This is a genomic window from Clostridioides sp. ES-S-0190-01 (assembly GCF_020658275.1).
Classification (GTDB): Bacteria; Bacillota; Clostridia; order Peptostreptococcales; family Peptostreptococcaceae; genus Clostridioides.
This window is the reverse complement of sequence record NZ_JACVWA010000046.1, coordinates 51,372-70,851: the sequence shown is the minus strand read 5'-3', so window position 1 is coordinate 70,851 and position 19,480 is coordinate 51,372. Positions and strand designations below refer to the sequence as shown.

Annotated in this window: 18 protein-coding genes; 17 read left to right on the top strand and 1 reads right to left on the bottom strand. The window is 30.8% G+C overall.

Annotated elements, in window-relative coordinates; translation table 11 throughout:
• The first annotated feature begins 140 nt into the window (after positions 1-140).
• From prdA to IC214_RS19655, 16 genes are all read left to right on the top strand, one after another.
• A complete protein-coding gene (prdA, locus tag IC214_RS19725) occupies positions 141-2,018 on the top strand; it encodes a D-proline reductase (dithiol) proprotein PrdA (protein ID WP_227481872.1) in 1,878 nt (625 codons plus the stop codon).
• 81 nt (positions 2,019-2,099) lie between these two features.
• Positions 2,100-2,393, top strand: a complete 294-nt coding sequence (locus IC214_RS19720) for a CBO2463/CBO2479 domain-containing protein (RefSeq protein WP_227433709.1) — start codon at positions 2,100-2,102, stop codon at positions 2,391-2,393.
• A gap of 40 nt (positions 2,394-2,433) precedes the next feature.
• Positions 2,434-3,159 (top strand): D-proline reductase (dithiol) protein PrdB, encoded by a 726-nt coding sequence (prdB, locus tag IC214_RS19715; RefSeq protein ID WP_079739805.1) that lies wholly within the window; start codon positions 2,434-2,436, stop codon positions 3,157-3,159.
• Positions 3,160-3,238: 79 nt separating this feature from the next.
• Entirely contained in the window at positions 3,239-3,997 is a 759-nt protein-coding gene (gene prdD, locus IC214_RS20965; RefSeq protein ID WP_255287823.1) for a proline reductase cluster protein PrdD, read from the top strand.
• A gap of 14 nt (positions 3,998-4,011) precedes the next feature.
• On the top strand, positions 4,012-4,479 hold the full coding sequence (locus IC214_RS20960; RefSeq protein WP_003422094.1) for a glycine/sarcosine/betaine reductase component B subunit: 468 nt from the start codon (positions 4,012-4,014) through the stop codon (positions 4,477-4,479).
• Positions 4,480-4,505: 26 nt separating this feature from the next.
• Positions 4,506-4,979 (top strand): glycine/sarcosine/betaine reductase component B subunit, encoded by a 474-nt coding sequence (locus tag IC214_RS19705; protein ID WP_255606343.1) that lies wholly within the window; start codon positions 4,506-4,508, stop codon positions 4,977-4,979.
• A gap of 19 nt (positions 4,980-4,998) precedes the next feature.
• On the top strand, positions 4,999-6,006 hold the full coding sequence (locus IC214_RS19700) for a proline racemase (protein ID WP_021386243.1): 1,008 nt from the start codon (positions 4,999-5,001) through the stop codon (positions 6,004-6,006).
• A gap of 118 nt (positions 6,007-6,124) precedes the next feature.
• Positions 6,125-7,006, top strand: a complete 882-nt coding sequence (locus tag IC214_RS19695) for a TSUP family transporter (RefSeq protein WP_227433711.1) — start codon at positions 6,125-6,127, stop codon at positions 7,004-7,006.
• Positions 7,007-7,650: 644 nt separating this feature from the next.
• Positions 7,651-8,286 (top strand): single-stranded DNA-binding protein, encoded by a 636-nt coding sequence (locus IC214_RS19690; RefSeq protein ID WP_227433712.1) that lies wholly within the window; start codon positions 7,651-7,653, stop codon positions 8,284-8,286.
• A gap of 183 nt (positions 8,287-8,469) precedes the next feature.
• Positions 8,470-9,039 carry a class I SAM-dependent methyltransferase gene (locus tag IC214_RS19685; RefSeq protein ID WP_227433713.1) on the top strand — a complete coding sequence of 190 codons (570 nt, stop codon included), beginning with the start codon at positions 8,470-8,472 and terminating at the stop codon, positions 9,037-9,039.
• Between the two features lie 211 nt (positions 9,040-9,250).
• Positions 9,251-11,026: a sigma-54 interaction domain-containing protein gene (locus IC214_RS19680; RefSeq protein ID WP_227433714.1), complete on the top strand. Its 1,776-nt coding sequence runs from the start codon at positions 9,251-9,253 to the stop codon at positions 11,024-11,026.
• Positions 11,027-11,435: 409 nt separating this feature from the next.
• Positions 11,436-12,743: a serine dehydratase subunit alpha family protein gene (locus IC214_RS19675; protein ID WP_227433715.1), complete on the top strand. Its 1,308-nt coding sequence runs from the start codon at positions 11,436-11,438 to the stop codon at positions 12,741-12,743.
• A 315-nt stretch (positions 12,744-13,058) separates the two neighbouring features.
• On the top strand, positions 13,059-13,598 hold the full coding sequence (gene hpt, locus IC214_RS19670; RefSeq protein ID WP_227433716.1) for a hypoxanthine phosphoribosyltransferase: 540 nt from the start codon (positions 13,059-13,061) through the stop codon (positions 13,596-13,598).
• Positions 13,599-13,855: 257 nt separating this feature from the next.
• Positions 13,856-14,389: a sigma-70 family RNA polymerase sigma factor gene (locus IC214_RS19665; protein ID WP_227481874.1), complete on the top strand. Its 534-nt coding sequence runs from the start codon at positions 13,856-13,858 to the stop codon at positions 14,387-14,389.
• Between the two features lie 56 nt (positions 14,390-14,445).
• Entirely contained in the window at positions 14,446-15,663 is a 1,218-nt protein-coding gene (locus IC214_RS19660) for a DUF4179 domain-containing protein (RefSeq protein WP_227831783.1), read from the top strand.
• A 103-nt stretch (positions 15,664-15,766) separates the two neighbouring features.
• Positions 15,767-17,101, top strand: a complete 1,335-nt coding sequence (locus tag IC214_RS19655; RefSeq protein ID WP_227866932.1) for an exosporium protein — start codon at positions 15,767-15,769, stop codon at positions 17,099-17,101.
• Positions 17,102-17,284: 183 nt separating this feature from the next.
• On the opposite strand, the gene dapB is transcribed toward IC214_RS19655, so the two are convergent.
• Entirely contained in the window at positions 17,285-18,040 is a 756-nt protein-coding gene (gene dapB, locus IC214_RS19650; protein ID WP_227481877.1) for a 4-hydroxy-tetrahydrodipicolinate reductase, read from the bottom strand.
• Positions 18,041-18,376: 336 nt separating this feature from the next.
• On the opposite strand from dapB, the gene IC214_RS19645 reads away from it, so the two are divergent.
• On the top strand, positions 18,377-19,366 hold the full coding sequence (locus IC214_RS19645) for an SPFH domain-containing protein (RefSeq protein ID WP_227433721.1): 990 nt from the start codon (positions 18,377-18,379) through the stop codon (positions 19,364-19,366).
• The last annotated feature ends 114 nt before the right edge of the window (positions 19,367-19,480 follow it).

The following is a 19,480-nucleotide window of genomic DNA, read 5'->3' as shown; positions in this document are numbered from 1 at the left end:
GTACCACAAAAATAATAGTTGAAATATAACTATTAAAGCCGGTTTTAATTTACTTGATTCCTCAGTTAAGGGGTTACCTGTTGAGGAATCGAGATTTAAAATAATAAATAAGAAAATAATGTAAGGAGGTATTTTATACTATGTCAATAACTTTAGAAACAGCTCAAGCCCATGCAAATGACCCAGCAGTATGTTGTTGTAGATTTGAAGCGGGAACAATAATAGCACCAGAAAACTTAGAAGATCCAGCAATATTTGCAGACTTAGAGGATTCTGGATTATTAACAATACCAGAAAATGGATTAACTATAGGTCAAGTACTAGGAGCTAAGTTAAAAGAAACTTTAGATGCTCTATCTCCAATGACTACAGAAAATGTAGAAGGATACAAAGCAGGAGAAGCTAAAGAAGTAGTAGAAGAAGCAGTAGTAGAAGAAGCTCCAGCAGCTTTAGAAGCAGTAGTGCCAGTAAGCACAGGAGTTTTAGGTGAAACAGTTAAAATACACATAGGTGAAGGTAAAGATATAAGCTTAGAAATACCTTTATCAGTAGCTGGTCAAGCGGGAGTTGTTGCTCCAGTAGCAAACGTTGCTGCTCCAGTAGCAGGTGCAGTAGCAGAAGTAGCTCCAAAAGCTGAAGAAAAGAAATTATTAAGAAGCTTAACTAAAAAACACTTTAAAATAGACAAAGTTGAATTTGCTGATGAAACTAAAATAGAAGGAACTACTTTATACATCAGAAATGCAGCAGAAATATGTAAGGAAGCTAATGACACTCAAGAATTAGTTGTTGATGTTAAATTAGAAATAATAACTCCTGATAAGTATGAAACTTACAGTGAGGCTGTATTAGATATACAACCAATCGCTACTAAAGAAGAAGGCGAATTAGGTTCAGGTATAACAAGAGTTATAGATGGAGCTATAATGGTATTAACTGGTACAGATGAAGATGGAGTTCAAATAGGTGAATTCGGTTCTTCAGAAGGTGAATTAAACACTACTATAATGTGGGGTAGACCAGGTGCTGCTGACAAAGGTGAAATATTCATCAAAGGTCAAGTAACAATAAAAGCTGGAACTAACATGGAAAGACCAGGACCTTTAGCTGCTCACCGTGCTTTTGATTATATAACTCAAGAGATAAGAGAAGCTTTAAAGAAAGTTGACAACTCTTTAGTAGTAGACGAAGAAGTAATCGAGCAATATAGAAGAGAAGGTAAAAAGAAAGTTGTTGTTATAAAAGAAATAATGGGACAAGGTGCAATGCATGATAACTTAATATTACCAGTTGAACCAGTTGGTACATTAGGAGCTCAACCAAACGTTGACTTAGGAAACATGCCAGTTGTATTATCTCCACTTGAAGTATTAGATGGTGGTATCCATGCATTAACTTGTATAGGACCTGCATCAAAAGAAATGTCAAGACATTACTGGAGAGAGCCATTAGTAATAAGAGCTATGCAAGATGAAGAAATAGATTTAGTAGGTGTTGTATTTGTTGGTTCTCCACAAGTAAATGCTGAGAAATTCTATGTATCTAAGAGATTAGGTATGTTAGTTGAAGCTATGGAAGTTGATGGAGCTGTAGTAACTACTGAAGGTTTCGGAAACAACCATATAGATTTCGCATCTCACATAGAGCAAATAGGTATGAGAGGTATACCAGTAGTTGGTGTAACTTATTCAGCAGTTCAAGGTGCTCTAGTTGTTGGTAATAAATACATGACTCACATGGTAGACAATAACAAGTCTAAGCAAGGTATAGAAAATGAAATATTATCAAACAATACATTAGCTCCAGAAGAGGCTATAAGAATCATGGCTATGCTTAAAAATGCTATTGCAGGTGTAGAAGTTAAAGCTCCTGAAAGAAAATGGAATCCAAATGTTAAGTTAAATAACATAGAGGCTATAGAAAAAGCTACAGGAGAAAAAATAGTATTAGAAGATAATGAGCAATCTTTACCAATGAGTAAGAAGAGAAGAGAAATATACGAAAAAGACGAAAACTAAAATTTAGATAATAACTAAGATTTAGATAACAATATAAATTTAGATCCAAGTTTAAAATAAGTATAGAGAGGTAAAATTATAATGGATAGATTAAAATATATCTCATCAGAGACTTTTTATGAGGGTGTTATAGTCGAAATCATGGGTGGTGGAGTAACTATAGACCTAAAAGGTAGACTTGGACAATTTAAAATACCTAATAGAATGCTTATAACTGACTACGAACTTAAGATAGGTCAAGAGGTTGGATTCATGCTAAGCTATCCTGAGGTATTAAGTCCAGAACCTAATCATGAGTATGTAGAAAATATTAGGAGAGAAAAAGAAAAGCAAGCAGAAATGCAAGCTAAAAAGAAGCAAGAAGAAGAAAAATAATAATAATTAATCGTTTGAAAATAGAAGGGAGAGGAAATATATGAGCCTTACAACAGTACAAGGACTTCAATCTGAAATATTTGTTCCAATAACACCTCCTCCAGTTTGGACTCCTGTAACTAAAGAATTAAAAGATATGACTATAGCTTTAGCTACAGCAGCTGGTGTTCACTTAAAATCTGACAAGAGATTCAATCTAGCAGGAGATACTACTTTTAGAGCTGTACCTAACACAGCTACAGTTGATGAAATGATGGTATCACATGGTGGATACGATAATGGAGATGTAAATAAAGATATAAACTGTATGTTCCCTATAGATAGATTACATGAATTAGCTGCAGAAGGATTTATAAAAGCAGTAGCTCCTATGCACTATGCATTCATGGGTGGTGGAGGAAACCAACATGTCTTCACTGAAGAAACTGGTCCTGCTATCGCTGCTAAACTTAAAGAAGAGGGAGTAGACGGTGTAGTCATGACAGCTGGCTGAGGTACTTGCCATAGAACTGCCGTGATCGTGCAGAGAGCAATAGAGGAAGCTGGAATACCTACAATAATAATCGCAGCTCTTCCTCCAGTAGTTAGACAAAACGGAACTCCTAGAGCAGTTGCTCCATTAGTTCCAATGGGTGCTAATGCTGGTGAACCACATAACATAGAAATGCAAACACATATATTAAGAGATACATTAGAGCAATTAGTTGCTATACCATCTGCTGGTAAGATAGTTCCATTACCATACGAATATAAAGCTCACGTTTAAAATGTAATTTATATTTGAAAATACAAAACCCTTCTCCTACATAATTAGGAGAGGGGTTTTAAGAACAAAGGTGGCTATTATGGAAGAAAAAATAATGAGAAGACTTGTTATAAAACCGTTTCATATGAATGAAGTTAATTTCGGTTCAAAAACTTCTATAAAGAAAGATGTACTTACAATTGATTTATCAAGTATAGATGAAATAAAAGCAAGAGAAGATTTAATAACAGATATAAAAGTAGATATTATAAAACCTGGAGACTATGACAGGGAAATTAATACTATTATGGACATTATACCAATATCAACCAAAGTTTTAGGCAGATTGGGAGAGGGAATTACACATACTTTAACTGGTGTATATGTAATGCTAACTGGTGCAGACGAAGATGGAAATCAAATGCATGAATTTGGTTCTTCAGAAGGAATTTTGAGTGAACAAATGGTGTTTGGGAGATATGGGACTCCATCAGTTGAAGACTATATAATCCATGTGGATGTAACTCTTAAGGGAGGTTTACCTTTTGAAAGAACACTTCCACTTGCAGCATTTAAAGCATGTGATGATTTTATACAAGAAATAAGAACGTCTTTGAAAATGGAAGACGGAAGAAATGCTACTCAAGTTCGTGAATATTTTGACAAAATTCGACCAAATGCAAAAAAGGTTGTCATAGTAAAACAAATAGCAGGTCAAGGGGCTATGTATGACAATCAGTTATTCTCAAAGGAACCTAGTGGTTTTGAAGGAGGAACATCAATTATAGATATGGGAAATGTACCTATGATTATATCTCCTAATGAATATAGAGATGGTGCCCTTAGAGCTATGACTTAAGAGAGGTGGATATTATGGGAATAGGACCTTCAACAAAAGAAACATCTCTTCATCACTTTAGAGACCCACTTTTGGATATAGTTGAAAGTGATAAAGATGTAGATTTACTTGGAGTAATAGTAGTAGGAACTCCAGATGGAAATGAAAATAAAACTTTTGTAGGACAGAGAACAGCTGCTTGGCTGGAAGCTATGAGAGTAGATGGAGCTATAGTCTCTTCAGATGGTTGGGGAAACTCACATGTTGACTATGCTAATACATTTGAAGAAATAGGAAAAAGAGATATACCTGTAGTTGGAGTAACATTTAATGGTACTCAAGCTAAGTTTGTTGTAAGCAATCAATATATGGATACCATAGTTGATATGAATAAATCAAAAGAAGGTATTGAGACAGAAGTTGTTGGAGAAAACAACACAAATGAGATTGATGCTAAAAAAGCTTTGGCATTTTTAAAATTAAAAATGAGAAAGCATGGATAAAAAATTTAAGTAAGGGGATGAGTTTTGTGGGAATTTCTACATCAATGAAAAACACATCACTTCAGATTTTTAGAGACCCATTACTTGATTTAATAGACAATGATCCTGACGTAGATTTGCTAGGAGTAGTTGTAGTTGGTACATCAGAGCACAATGAATGGAAATCCTTTTTATCAGCCAGGCTTGGAAGATGGGTTGAAGCATTGCGACCTGATGGAGTGATTATAACCTTAGATATGGCAGGAAACCAGCATATTGATTTTACAAATGCTATATCAGAGTTTGTAAAATCAGACATACCTACAGTAGGTCTTACTATTATGGGAGCAGATGGTCTAGTAGTTACCAATCAGTACTTAGATAAAGCTACCATAATTGATTATAAAAAGACAACAGGCTACATAGAAACAGAAGTAGTTGGAGACAATCACTTGGATGAAGTTGATGTAAAAAAAGCATTAGCTTTTCTAAAACTAAAAATGCGTAAAAACGCAAAATAAACCTAAGGGGGAATTTGATATGAAATTTAGCAGAAGTATACAAGCTATAGACTCTCATACAGCAGGAGAAGCAACTAGAATAGTTGTAGGTGGAATACCTAACATAAAAGGAAATTCTATGCCTGAGAAAAAAGAATATTTAGAAAAAAATCTAGATTATTTAAGAACTGCTATAATGTTAGAGCCAAGAGGACATAATGATATGTTTGGTTCTGTAATGACTCAACCTTGTTGCCCAGATGCTGACTTTGGAATAATCTTCATGGACGGTGGCGGATACCTTAACATGTGTGGCCATGGTACAATAGGAGCTATGACAGCAGCTATAGAAACAGGTGTAGTTCCAGCAGTAGAGCCTATAACTCATGTAGTTATGGAAGCGCCAGCAGGAATAATAAGAGGGGACGTTACAGTTGTAGATGGAAAAGCTAAAGAAGTATCATTCTTAAACGTACCAGCTTTCTTATATAAAGAAGGTGTTGAAGTTGACTTACCAGGTGTTGGAACAGTTAAATTTGATATATCATTTGGTGGAAGCTTCTTTGCTATAATACATGCAAGTCAATTAGGTTTAAAAATAGAACCTCAAAATGCTGGTAAATTAACTGAACTAGCTATGAAACTTAGAGATATAATAAACGAAAAAATAGAAATACAACATCCAACTTTAGCTCATATAAAAACTGTAGATTTAGTTGAAATATATGATGAGCCAACTCATCCAGAAGCTACTTACAAAAACGTAGTTATATTTGGTCAAGGTCAAGTTGACAGATCTCCATGTGGAACTGGAACAAGTGCTAAATTAGCTACTTTACATGCTAAAGGTGAATTAAAAGTAGGAGAAAAATTCGTATATGAAAGTATATTAGGAACTTTATTCAAAGGTGAAATAGTTGAAGAAACTAAAGTTGCAGATTTCAATGCTGTAGTACCTAAAATAAGTGGTTCTGCTTATATAACTGGATTTAATCACTTTGTAATAGATGAAGAAGATCCACTTAAACATGGATTTATTCTTAAATAGAAACAAATAAATTGGGAAATTAAAATAGAATAGTAACCTCTTGCTGGTTACTATTCTATAGCTTTTAGGCTATAAGATTCAGAATATATAAAAAAATAAAAAAACAGGAGGATGGATTATGGTAGCAATCTTAAAGGCATTATACGTAGTATTCGCAGCAATCTTTGCAGTTGTATTTGGTAAAGACGTAGCTAAAGCAAACAAAGAGGGGAAACTAGAAGAACAAAGTACTCCAAAAGTTGCTGTAACAGGATTTATAACAGATTTTTTTGATACATTAGGAATAGGCTCATTTGCTCCAACAATAGCAATGTCAAAAGCTTTAAAATTAAACATACCAGATAAGAAAATGCCTGGTACGTTAAACGTAGCACATACTATTCCAGTTGTTACTGAAGCATTTATATTTACATCAATCATACCAGTTGATGGTGTAACTCTAGTATCTATGGTTGTAGCAGCAGCAGTTGGTTCATATATAGGTGCAGGAATAATAGCTAAAATGGACGAAAGAAAGATACAAATGGTTATGGGTGTGACTCTAGCATTAACAGCAATATTAATGTTATTAGGTCATCCTTGGGTTAATGTATTACCAGGTGGAGGAAATGAATTAGGTCTTACTGGTGTTAAGTTAGTAATAGGTGTAGTAGGTAACTTTATACTAGGTGCTTTAATGACAGCTGGTATAGGACTATATGCTCCAGGTATGGCAATGGTTTACTTCTTAGGAATGTCTGCAAAAGTTGCGTTCCCAATAGTTATGGGTTCTTGTGCATTATTAATGCCAGTTGCAAGTATGAAATTCATAAAAGAAGATGCATATACTAAAAAAGCATCAGTTATAATAGCTATCTGTGGTTTAATAGGGGTTTTCGTAGCAGCATATATAGTAAAAACTTTACCAATGGATATATTAAAAGCATTAGTAATAATAGTTATAGCTTACACTTCTGCTACAATGATAATGGCTGCAAATAAAAATAAAAAGACTGCTTAGTATTTATTAAATATTACAGCTAACAATAAAAATTATAAACTGCTTTGGAACGTTAATATTAATGTTCTAAGGCAGTTTTTTATTTATTAGATATAATTATATAAAGCAATTAGTGTGCCAATTATACAATATATATATAAGTTTAGTAAATTAAGTATAAATATAGCTATATTTTCTAAAGTTAAGGTGTAAACTGAAGTTAAATATTTAAATTTAATACTAGATATAAGAAAAAAAGTTAATATATTGATGTATATTAACAAAAATATTAGTATAATAAGTCGAATATAACTTATAATTGAAGAAAATTGAGTTTATAATGACTTGATAGTTATCTGAATCATTTGAATTAATTTGAAATATTGATATTGCTTATGTGTATAAATTAGCCTTGAGTTATATATGACTTAAAAGTAGATAAGGAGTAATTTAATAATTAATTTTGATTAAAATAAATAATATATTGTATGAATCCATAATAGTTTTACAAACTTTAAATCAAAAGATTAAATGAAATTTATAAATAAATAAAAAGTTTTAAACAGCAATCAAAGATTTGTAATAAAATACATCACTCACAAATATATTTATTATATAAGCTGATACCAGAAATATAAGAATTAACAATTGTGGAGGGATAAAATATGATAGCTGTTAAAGATGAGAATAACGTAGTAAACTTAAGAGGGGAGTTAGACAATAAGCTAGAATTTAGTCATGAGATATTTGGAGAGAAATTTTATAATGTGAAAATAAAGATAAACAGACTAAGTGATTCCTTTGATACACTTCCTATGACTGTGTCAGAGAGACTTCTTCAAGATATTGATATCAATAAACAAAATTTAGTCAATGTTGTAGGTCAATTGAGATCATATAATAAAACCTTAAATAATAAAAATAGATTAGTGCTTACAGTATTTGTTAGAGAAATAAAGGCTATAGAAGAGGAAAATAAAGACCCAAACAGCATATTTCTAGATGGGTATGTATGTAAAGAGCCTGTGTATAGGAAAACTCCTTTAGGAAGGGAAATAACTGATTTATTGGTAGCTATAAACAGACCTTATAATAAATCTGATTATATACCATCAATAGTCTGGGGGAGAAATGCAAAGTTTGCAAAAAACTTAAAAGTTGGTGATAGAATACAGCTTTGGGGTAGAGTTCAAAGTAGAGAGTATGAGAAAAAAATAGATGAGGATAATGTAGTGAAAAAAATGGCATATGAAGTATCTATATCAAAAATAAAAAAATTAGATGAAAATAATAATGATTAAATATTAAAAATATATTGTTTTTTCATTAAAAAAACTAATAAATTTGCTATAATAATATATTAAAAATAAATAAAGATTGTTTAAAAAAATACTAATGAAATATCTCTTGAATAGTTGCTCGCCATTTATTATAATGTAATCTGTACATAATTTATAATTGAGAAAATGAAGAGGTGAAGCATTGTGAAAAGCATATTATATCAGATAAATAGACAGCCAGTTAAAGCTAAATATACATCTGATGAATTAGAATGTTTTTTGGATACAATTGAGTATAATGTAGGGGATAAAATATTGCTTGTTGGCCATATAGGAAACCTAGGCAAGAGATTAAGAGGTCTTGGTACTTCTGTAACTATACTAGAGAATAGTAACTATGAAGATGTATGTTATTCTTTAGTATATAATGAAAATTGCAATGTAGTTAAAGGTAAGTTAGAGTTTTTGCCGTTTGATGATAATCAGTTCAACAAGATAATAATAGTAGACCAATTTAATGTTATTACAGATTGTGAAAAAGCTTCATCTGAAATACAAAGAGTTTTAAAAGGTAATGGAGAGGTTATATTAGAAGATTTAAACTTAAAAAATTTAAAAGTTAAACTAAACTATCTTAAGCATAAATTTTGTGGTTCTGTAGCAAAGATTCACTATCCACATGAAGTATTTAATATATTTTCAAGATTAAATTTTGATGGTATGATTAAAGAGTCAAATAAATTAAAATATATTTATGTGGGAAAAAGAAGATAAATGAGTTAAAATATAAATATGGATATAATATAAAAGACTAGGTTAAGCCTAGTCTTTTGTTATAAGGAGATGTAGATATGGAAATAAATTATGAGTTAATAATAATTGTTATGCTCTTTGTAATCCTAATGTCAATTCAATTTACTTTAAATAAGATATATTTAATCCTTAAGGAAATAAGACAAATACTTATGTTAAGAAAAAATAAGGAATGATAACTATGATAGATTTAGAATATATAAAATCTGATATTCAGAACATAGCTGAAGCTATAGTTTCAGTACTCAATATAGATGTAACTATAGTAAATAGAGACTTATTTAGGATTGCGGGTACAGGTATATATGTAGATAAAATAGGTGAAAAAGTAGATAAATATACAGCTTTTAAAAAGTCACTTACAGAACAAATTACAATACTAATTGATGACCCAAAGAGCAGTGATATATGTAGAGAATGTTATAAAAATAATGTCTGTGTGGAGTTTGCAGAAGTATGTTGCCCAATTATATGTGATGGAGAGTCTCATGGTGTTATAGGTCTTATAGCATTTACGAAAGAACAAGCACAGATTATAGAAAATAATAAAAGTGGACTTATAAACTTTTTATGTAAGATGGCAGACTTGATATCCAATAAACTAAAAGCTCAAATTAAAACGTACGAACTAGAATTAGAAAAGAAAAAATTAGAGACTTTATTAAACAATATGGATAAAGCTGTTGTGTCCATTGATGTAGATGGTAAGATTGATAAATATAATTCAAAGTTTAAAGAGCTTTTCAATCTAAAGGACAATATAACTGGGAAAGATATATTCACTGAGCTAGATTTTATAAAGAAACCTTCTATAAATAACTTTAAGAAGGACAAATCATGTAGCTTTTTTTATAGGAGATACGGATATGATTCAAAAGGGATATATAACATCAATAAAATAGTATTAAAAAATGAACTAAAAGGATATGTTATTGACTTTATAGATAAAAGAGATGCTATAAAAAACTACAATAAGATGAATAAAGATTATAAGATAAAACTGGAAAATATAATTGGAGAGAGTATGGCTATAAGAAATTCAAAAAAAGAAGCCTTAATGGCTTCTAAATCTACTTCAACAGTACTTATTACTGGTGAAAGTGGAACAGGTAAAGAGCTATTTGCAAGAGCTATACACAACCATAGTAATAGGGTAGATAATCCTTTTATAGCTGTAAACTGTGCAGCGATACCAGATAATTTATTAGAGAGTGAATTATTTGGATATGAAGAAGGTGCTTTTACAGGGGCTAAAAAAGGTGGAAAACTTGGTATGTTTGAAATAGCCCATAAAGGAAGCATATTTTTAGATGAAATAGGAGATATGAGCTTGCATTTACAGTCAAAGTTGTTGAGGGTATTACAAGAAAAAGAGCTCAACAAGATTGGTAGTAAATCCAATGTTCTTATAGATGTAAGAATTATTGCTGCGACAAATAAAGATTTAGAAAAAATGGTTCAGAATGAAACTTTTAGAGAAGATTTATATTATAGATTAAATGTCATACCAATAAAGCTCCCAAGTTTAAGAGAAAGAAAAGATGATATACCACTTATAATAAAGCATATGATTAGAGAATACTCAAAAAAACTAGATAAAAATGTTATCGATATAGATACTAGGGTTGTCGATGCTATGATTGAATATAGGTGGCCAGGGAATATAAGAGAATTGCAGAATATTATTGAATACAGTGTGAATATGTCTTCATCTCCAATAATTACGATGAATGTAATTCCTCAGAAGATTAAAAATACATCAATAGAAGAATTAGAAGTTAGAAGTGATAAGATAATTCCATTAGAAGAACTTGAGAAAATTGAGATAATAAAAGCTTTAAATAAATACAAAGATTATAAAAGAGATAAAGAATTAACAGCCAAGGCACTTGGAATATCAAGAGCCACATTATATAGAAAAATTGAAAAATACAATATAATTTCTTAGTGATATAAAGTAATATAAGAATACAATAAAAAGTGATATAAAATTTAACTGTAAACAAATAACAATAGTCTATAAAGAGTAGTGGATGCTTAAATCCTGAGAATCTAAAAAATAGTAACTATTAAAATAATAATCGTCTCAAAATGATATAGAATCTCATTTTGAGATTTTTTTTTGTCTTTTTGCGAAATTGTCATCTATTTAGCGAGTAAAAAAAATATAAAATCTATATCTGAGTAAAAAAAAATATAATTAAAAGCAGTTATTTCAATGGATATACAATATCAAAGTGAAAAAATTGAAAAAAATAAAAAATGTGGCATGTATTTTGCTATAAATATAGATAAGAAATTATTTAATAAAATTATTTAAGTACTAAAATTAAACTTAATTGGGAGGTTTATATATAATGAGAGATATAAGAAAAGAATTAGTGGAAATGTTAAAAGCAGAGGTTAAACCAGCAGTAGGATGTACTGAACCAGTAGCTTTAGCTCTAGCATGTGCAAAGGCAAAAGAATTACTAGGAGAAGAAATAGTAGAAAATCATATGTTAGTTAGCCCTAGTATCTATAAAAATGGTATGTGTGTAGGTATACCAGGAACTGAAAGATTAGGATTAAAAATAGCAGCAGCTCTAGGGATAATAGGAGGACATTCTGAAAACGGATTAAGTGTATTAGAAACTTTAACAAAGGAAGAAGTTAAAATAGCAGAAGATTATATGGACAATACTCCTTTATCAATAACACCTGCTGATACAAGAGAGAAAGTTTTTATAGAAGTTGCATTAAAAGGAGCAAATCATAATGCTAAAGTTAGAATAAGAACTAAACATGATAACTTTACATTTTTAGAAAAAGATGGAGAAGTATTATTGGATAATGAACCAAAAGTATCAGTTTCAAATGCTTCAGCAGAAAAAGTTGAGAGCTTAATGGATACTGTAACTATACAAGAATTAATAAAGAATGTAGAAGGCATTGATTTTAAAGATATAGAGTTTTTACTAGATGGAGTAAAAATGAATGAAGAAATGGCTGAATATGGATTGAAACAAAAGACTGGAATTGGTGTTGGATATGGAATCAAAAAGTCTATGGAAGAAGGTCTTTTAGGTAATGATGTTATAAACTATGCAATGATGTTAACTGCTGGAGCTTCAGATGCAAGAATGGCAGGAGTAAAAATGCCTGTTATGAGTTCAAATGGTAGTGGAAATCACGGATTAACAGCAATTCTTCCAATTGTTGCTTACAACAAAAAATTCCCACAATCTGATGAAAGACTAGCAAAAGCTTTAGCTATATCTCATTTAGTAACTGGTTATATTAAGAATTATACAGGTAGATTATCTGCTGTATGTGGCTGTGGAGTTGCAGCATCTACTGGAGCAACTGCTGGTATATCTTGGCTTATGGATGGAAGCGAAAAACAAATAGAAGGTGCAATAGAAAATATGATAGCTGACTTAAGTGGAATGATATGCGACGGAGCAAAAGCTGGTTGTGCATTAAAATTATCATCTGCTGCATCTGCTGCAATACAAAGTGCTATAATAGCTAAGCAAGACTGTTTTGTACCACCATTAAATGGTATAGTTGGTTCAAGTGTTGAGCAAAGTATACAAAACTTAGGAAGAGTAAGTGATAAAGGTATGTCTATAACAGATGAGATAATATTAAATGTAATGAATGACATGAATAAAGTTGATTAATATATTACAATATTTCTTATATTGCAATATATAGTAAAGCTGATATAAATAAATTTAATTAGTACCCTCTAATAAATTATGATTATGTATAAATGGGAAAAACTTGCTAGTGCAAGTTTTTTCTTTTTTGTCTAAAATATATAGTATATGATTTAGTAGAGATATATGATTTACTTAAAATAGATAATATCTTGTTAATAATTGTTGAATATACTTAAAAACTCAATAATATTGGCTAATATTGAATAAGAGTATTGAAAAAGTGAGCAATCTCTTATAAAATTAAGAAGGATTATTACAATTGGAGGTCTTTTTATGGATATAGAAACAAAAAAATGGGAAGTATTGTATTCAGAAGAAAAAATTAATGATAAATTAAAAGAATTAGGAGCAATTATAGAGAAGGACTACAAAGATAAAAATCTTATGATTGTGTCTCTATTAAAAGGAAGTTTTATATTTTGTGCAGATTTAGTTAGAAATATAAACTTACCTCTTAGAGTCAACTTTATGACTACTTCTAGTTATGGAAACAGTGAAGAAAGCACTGGAACAGTTAAGGTTGTTTCAGATGTAACTACTGATATAAAAGGATATGATGTATTGGTTGTAGACGATATTACTGACTCTGCCTTAACTATGGATTTTGTTTTAAAGCATCTAAAAGCTAAAAATCCTGCTAGTTTAAAATGTTGTGTACTTTTAGACAAGCCAAGCAGAAGAAAGGTTGATTTAGTACCAGATTATTGTGGGTTTGAGATAGAAGACAAATTCGTAGTAGGATATGGATTTGATTTTGGGGATTACTATAGGAATGTTCCTTATATATTTAATGTAACTGATGAAGATAGATAAGCAATTATTTAATTTTATAGGTATCTCGATATGATTTTGATAAATTATATTGAGGTACCTTTTTATTTTTAGGTCTGATTTGGAATTATATTCTATTTATATCAAGCTATAAGTCCAACATAGTAAAATTGTTTTGATAGTTTTATCCAAGTTTTAATTCTGTGTTTGGAAATATAAAAAATTTTAAAAATTTGATAGGAAATACGATTTTTAATTGTATTAGTAGTTGTAGAAGCTTTTACAAAGGAGGAGTTAACTTGGAGGATAAATTGATAATTAAAAATATAATAAAGAAAAAAGAAAAGGGTATGGAAATGCTTATAGATGAGTATGGGAATTTTATAGCATCTATAGTTAGAAGGACTCTTATGAATGCTAAAATTTATGAGGAAGAATGTATTGATGATGTGCTTTTGGCAATTTGGAATAACATAGAAAAATTTGATAATGAAAAAAACTCTTTTAAAAACTGGATAGGTTCTATTTCTAAATACAGAGCGATTAATTATAGGAAAAAGTATATAAGTAGTAACACTTATTTAAATATAGAACATGAAGAAATACCATATATAGATAAAGAGTTGAGTATGAGAGAAATTGAAGAGGAAATAAATGACCTTATAGGCACATTAAATGATAAAGATGCAGAAATTTTTAGAAGATATTATTTAGAAGATATATCACTAAAGGATATAGCTATACAAAATGAAACCAGCGTTGAAAACTTACATAATAGATTATCAAGAGGAAGAAAGAAGTTGAGGCTGCATTTAAATAAAAAGAAAGTTTAGAGATAAGATAATTAAGAATTTAAATATAGAAAATATAGAATAAAAGGAGAATTTTTATGAAAGATAAATTTGATTTATTTAATGAAACAAATATAGATATAGAAAAATACGATGATGTTGTATTAAGTAATAAAGAAAAAGATGAAATGAAGAAGAGAATGAAATCTAAGGTTCAATATAGTAAAAAGAATAATTTTAAGAGATATGCTTTAGTAGGAGGATTATCAGTGGTTATTTTAGGTTCAACTGCATTTACTAATGAAACTACATTAGCATATATGCAACATCTTGGAAAGCAGATAGAATATTTCTTTAATAAGGATACTGAAGAACTTAAACCTTATAAAAATATTGTAGATAATATTGCTACAGATAAAGGAATAGATATAAAGTTAAATGAGATTATGCTTGGCGATGGAGAATTATTTTTAAATATAAGTGTTGATGATAGCAAACTTGATAAAGATGCTTTGGGATTAAAGAAACAAGAAGGATTTTTAGGAATTGATGATATCAAAATAAAGGTTGGAGATATGAATTTTGTTTCAATAACAGGTCCTTCCACATCAGAAAAAAATAAAGATGGTACTACTAATATGGTTATGACTTGTAAGCTTGATAATCTGGATAAAGATGGAGATGGAAAAGGCGATATTGAAAATTTTGATTTACTAAAAAATGTGGATTTAAATAAAGACTATGATATAAATATAAGTATAAATAAAGTTGAGTATGAATTAAATAAAGATATAAAAACATCAAAAGAGATAGAGATAGGAAATATGGGAGGAGTAGAGGGTGAACACCTAAATGGCTATCTTAGCGGGAATTGGACATTTAATACAAGTATAAATGGTTCAAATATAGTCAAAGATACAAGAGTTTATAATGTAGATAAAAATGTAAAATTAAAAAATAAAAATATTGATGTGGATTTAGTCTTAAAAGAAGTAAGAGTCTCTCCTACGAAAATCAGAGTGATTTATGGATTTAAAACTAACAAATATAATTTCAATAAAGGTGATGATACACCAAAGATACTTGAGTTTGCACTTAAAGATGGAAGAGGAAAAGATTTAGAATTACTTAGTGGAGCAGGAGGTTATGACTTAAGTTACTCTAAGGGTAATTATATTGAATCTTCTTTAGAGTATGAAATTAAGAAAGATGTTAAAAACCTAAAAATAACGCCAACAATAGAAGATTGGAGTAAAGAAATTAATAATATAATAGAATTTAAAAATCAAAGTATAGATGTTGATATAAGTAAATAGATGTATTATCACATAATAAATTGTCTGTTCATATAATTATATAGAGCAATGTTAGATACTTGTATAATATTGCTCTAATTTTAAAATAGAGAGGATTTATTATATGGATGATTACAAAGACAATTTAGGTCCAAGTTTATATCAAGATGTAGGGCCAACGGGACCAACAGGTCCGACAGGTCCTAAGGGAGCAACAGGGGCAACAGGAGCAAATGGAATAACAGGCCCAACAGGAAATACAGGAGCAACAGGAGCAAATGGAATAACAGGCCCAACAGGAAACACAGGAGCAACAGGAGCAAATGGAGTAACAGGAGCAACAGGTCCAGAAGGAGCAACAGGAGCAACAGGCCCAACAGGAAATACAGGAGCAACAGGAGCAGATGGAGTAACAGGAGCAACAGGGGCAATAGGGGCAACAGGTCCAACAGGTGCAGATGGAGAGGTAGGTCCAACAGGAGCAGTAGGAGCAACAGGTCCAGATGGAGCAATAGGTCCAACAGGAGTAGATGGGGCAACAGGCCCAACAGGAGCAGATGGAGCAGCAGGTCCAACAGGAGCAACAGGTCCAACAGGAGCAGATGGAGAGGTAGGTCCAACAGGAAATACAGGAGCGACAGGAGCAGATGGAGCAGTAGGCCCAACAGGAGCAGTAGGAGCAACAGGTCCAACAGGAGCAGATGGAGAGGTAGGTCCAACAGGAAATACAGGAGCAACAGGAGCAGATGGAGCAGTAGGTCCAACAGGAGCGACAGGAGCAACAGGAGAAACAGGAGCAACAGGAGCAGTGGGAGCAACAGGCCCAACAGGAGCAGATGGAGTAGCTGGAGCAACAGGTCCAACAGGAGCAACAGGAGAAAATGGAGCAGTAGGTCCAACAGGGGCAATAGGAGCAACAGGTCCAACAGGAGCAGCAGGGGCAATAGGTCCAACAGGGGCAACAGGGGCAAATGGAGCAACAGGGGCAACAGGAAATACAGGAGCAACAGGAGCAGATGGAGCAACAGGTCCAACAGGAGCAACAGGAGCAACAGGAGTGTTGGCGTCAAATAATGCACAGTTTGTAGTGTCTTCTACAACCTTAACAAATAACTCATTAGTTACATTTAACTCATCATTTATAAATGGAACTAATATAACTTTACCAACAAGTAGTACTATAAATCTTGCAGTGGGAGGTATATACAATGTATCTTTTGGTGTGCGTGCGACACTTTCACTTGCAGGATATATGTCAATCACTACTAACTTTAATGGAACTGCTCAAAGTAACTTTATTGCAAAAGCAGTAAATACACTTACATCATCAGATGTAAGTGTAGGGTTAGATTTCTTAGTCGATGCCAGAGCAGCAGCTGTTACTTTAAGCTTTACTTTTAATTCAACTACATCAGGGACTTCAGCGGCTGGATTTGTCTCAGTATATAGAATACAATAATTTGCCATAGGGGAAAAAATATAAAATAGCAAATATAGTAATGTATAACAGTAGGTAAAATATTAACTGAAAAGTGCTGTTAACAAGAAAGAAAATGATGTAGAGGTTATAATTTTTTAGAAAGTATATTAAAAAATCTCAATCTATTTATAAATAGATTGAGATTTATTATGTATAAAAAAATTATCCTAATATATCTGACATTTTATAAAGCCCAGACTTTCTACCAACTAAAAATTTAGCGGCAACTATAGAACCATCTGCAAAGACTTCATCAGATTGAGAATGGTGACTTAATGTAAGAACTTCATTATCACCTGCAAATATAACATCATGGTCACTGATTATATTACCACCTCTTATAGAGTGTATTCCAATTTCATTTGATTTCCTTTTACAATCTCTACCATATCTTCCATATCTATTTTCACTTTCAGGTAAGACCTCTTTAATTGCATTGGCTATCATATTAGCAGTACCACTAGGAGCATCTTCCTTTCTGTTATGATGCTTTTCTATGATTTCAATATCAAAGCCTTCTAACATTTTTGATGCATCTTTAACTAATTTTATTAAAATATTTACACCTAGAGATGTATTTGAGGATAATAATATAGGAATATTTTTTGATGCTTTTTCTATTTTATTTAATTCATCCTCATCATATCCAGTAGTAGCTAATACTACAGGGGTATTGTTTTTTAGTGCGTATGATAAGATTGGGTCTAAAGTTTCATGATGTGAGAAATCTATTATAACATCAGCTTTTTCAGTTACATCAGTCATTGTCTTAAAAAGTTTCGTATCACCATGATAAGTATTTTCATCAGCAGACCTAGCTACACCACAAACTAACTCTAATTCACTATCTTTTTTTACACATTCTGCTAACACTCTTCCCATCGTTCCATTATAACCGCTAATTATAACTTTTAACATAAAATCCTCCTATGAAATTAATAAAAATTTGTTATATTTCTATAAGTTTATTTTATCACTAATATAATTTATATAAAATAATATTAGTCATAATAAACTTATAATTTGCTGGATATTAAAAAATTTTATTTATATTTAACATATATTAAATATAAGTTTGTATATCTTAAAATTTACTTAAAAATCAATATTAATATATTAAAATCAATAAAGATACATCTTTAAAAATATATAAATTTAGAGTATTAATTTTAAACCCAACAATTTGAGCATTAAAAGTGATATTATTAAATTAGAAGTATCTTAACTTAATATAATAAGATGGGAGAGGTGGCTATGTTAAATGAAGAAAAAACTTATCAAGAAAAGGATGCTAAAGCATTTAATGGAGTAGTAGCTTTGATAATGATTATCTTGTTTTTAGTAGTTTCAATAGGTGTTATGGTTTTTGGAATAATAAAACTTGACAATGGATTCACTGGAATAGGTTCGTTTATGTTAGTTTTAAGTATTTTATTTATAGTGATAGATTTTATACTGTGCTTTGGACTAAAAATGATTAATCCAAAAGAAGCTATAGTTCTAGTTTTATTTGGGAACTACTATGGAACTATAAAAAAAGAAGGATACTATTGGGTAAATCCATTTTGTTCAGCAGTAAATCCAACATCATCAGGAATTAATGTATCAAAATCTTCATCTACTGAAAAAGTAGATATATCCTCTAATCCAAGAGGAAAGAAAGTATCTTTAAAAACAATGACTCTTAATAATGAAAAGCAAAAAGTTAATGACTTATTAGGAAATCCTATTATAATAGGTGTTGTTGTAATTTGGAAAGTTATAGATGCAACTAAAGCTGTATTTAATGTTGATAATTATAATACTTTTTTATCAATTCAATGTGATTCAACTATTCGTAATGTTTCAAGACTTTATCCATATGATGTGTCTGAAGATGGTGATGAAAAATCTCTTCGTGGTAGTAGTCAAGAGATAGCAGATAAATTACAAAAAGAATTACAATCTAGGGTAGATATTGCAGGAATTGAAGTATGTGAAGTAAGAATTACTCACCTTTCTTATGCACCAGAGATTGCAGCGGCTATGTTACAACGCCAACAAGCAGAAGCTATAATAGCAGCACGTAAAAAGATTGTTGAGGGGGCTGTAAGTATGGTAGAGATGGCATTAACTAATTTAAGTGAGAATAATGTTGTGACTTTAGATGAGGAACATAAAGCAGCTATGGTGAGCAATTTATTGGTTGTTCTTTGTGGTAATAAAGATGCACAACCAGTAGTAAATAGTGGCTCAATTTATTAGTATAAAAGTAATATCATTAAATTAAGAGTATTTAATTAGTATGTAATAAAATCAAGAGTGCTTAGCTTGTATATAAGAAAATCAGTAAATTAAGGATATTTTAATTAGAGTGTA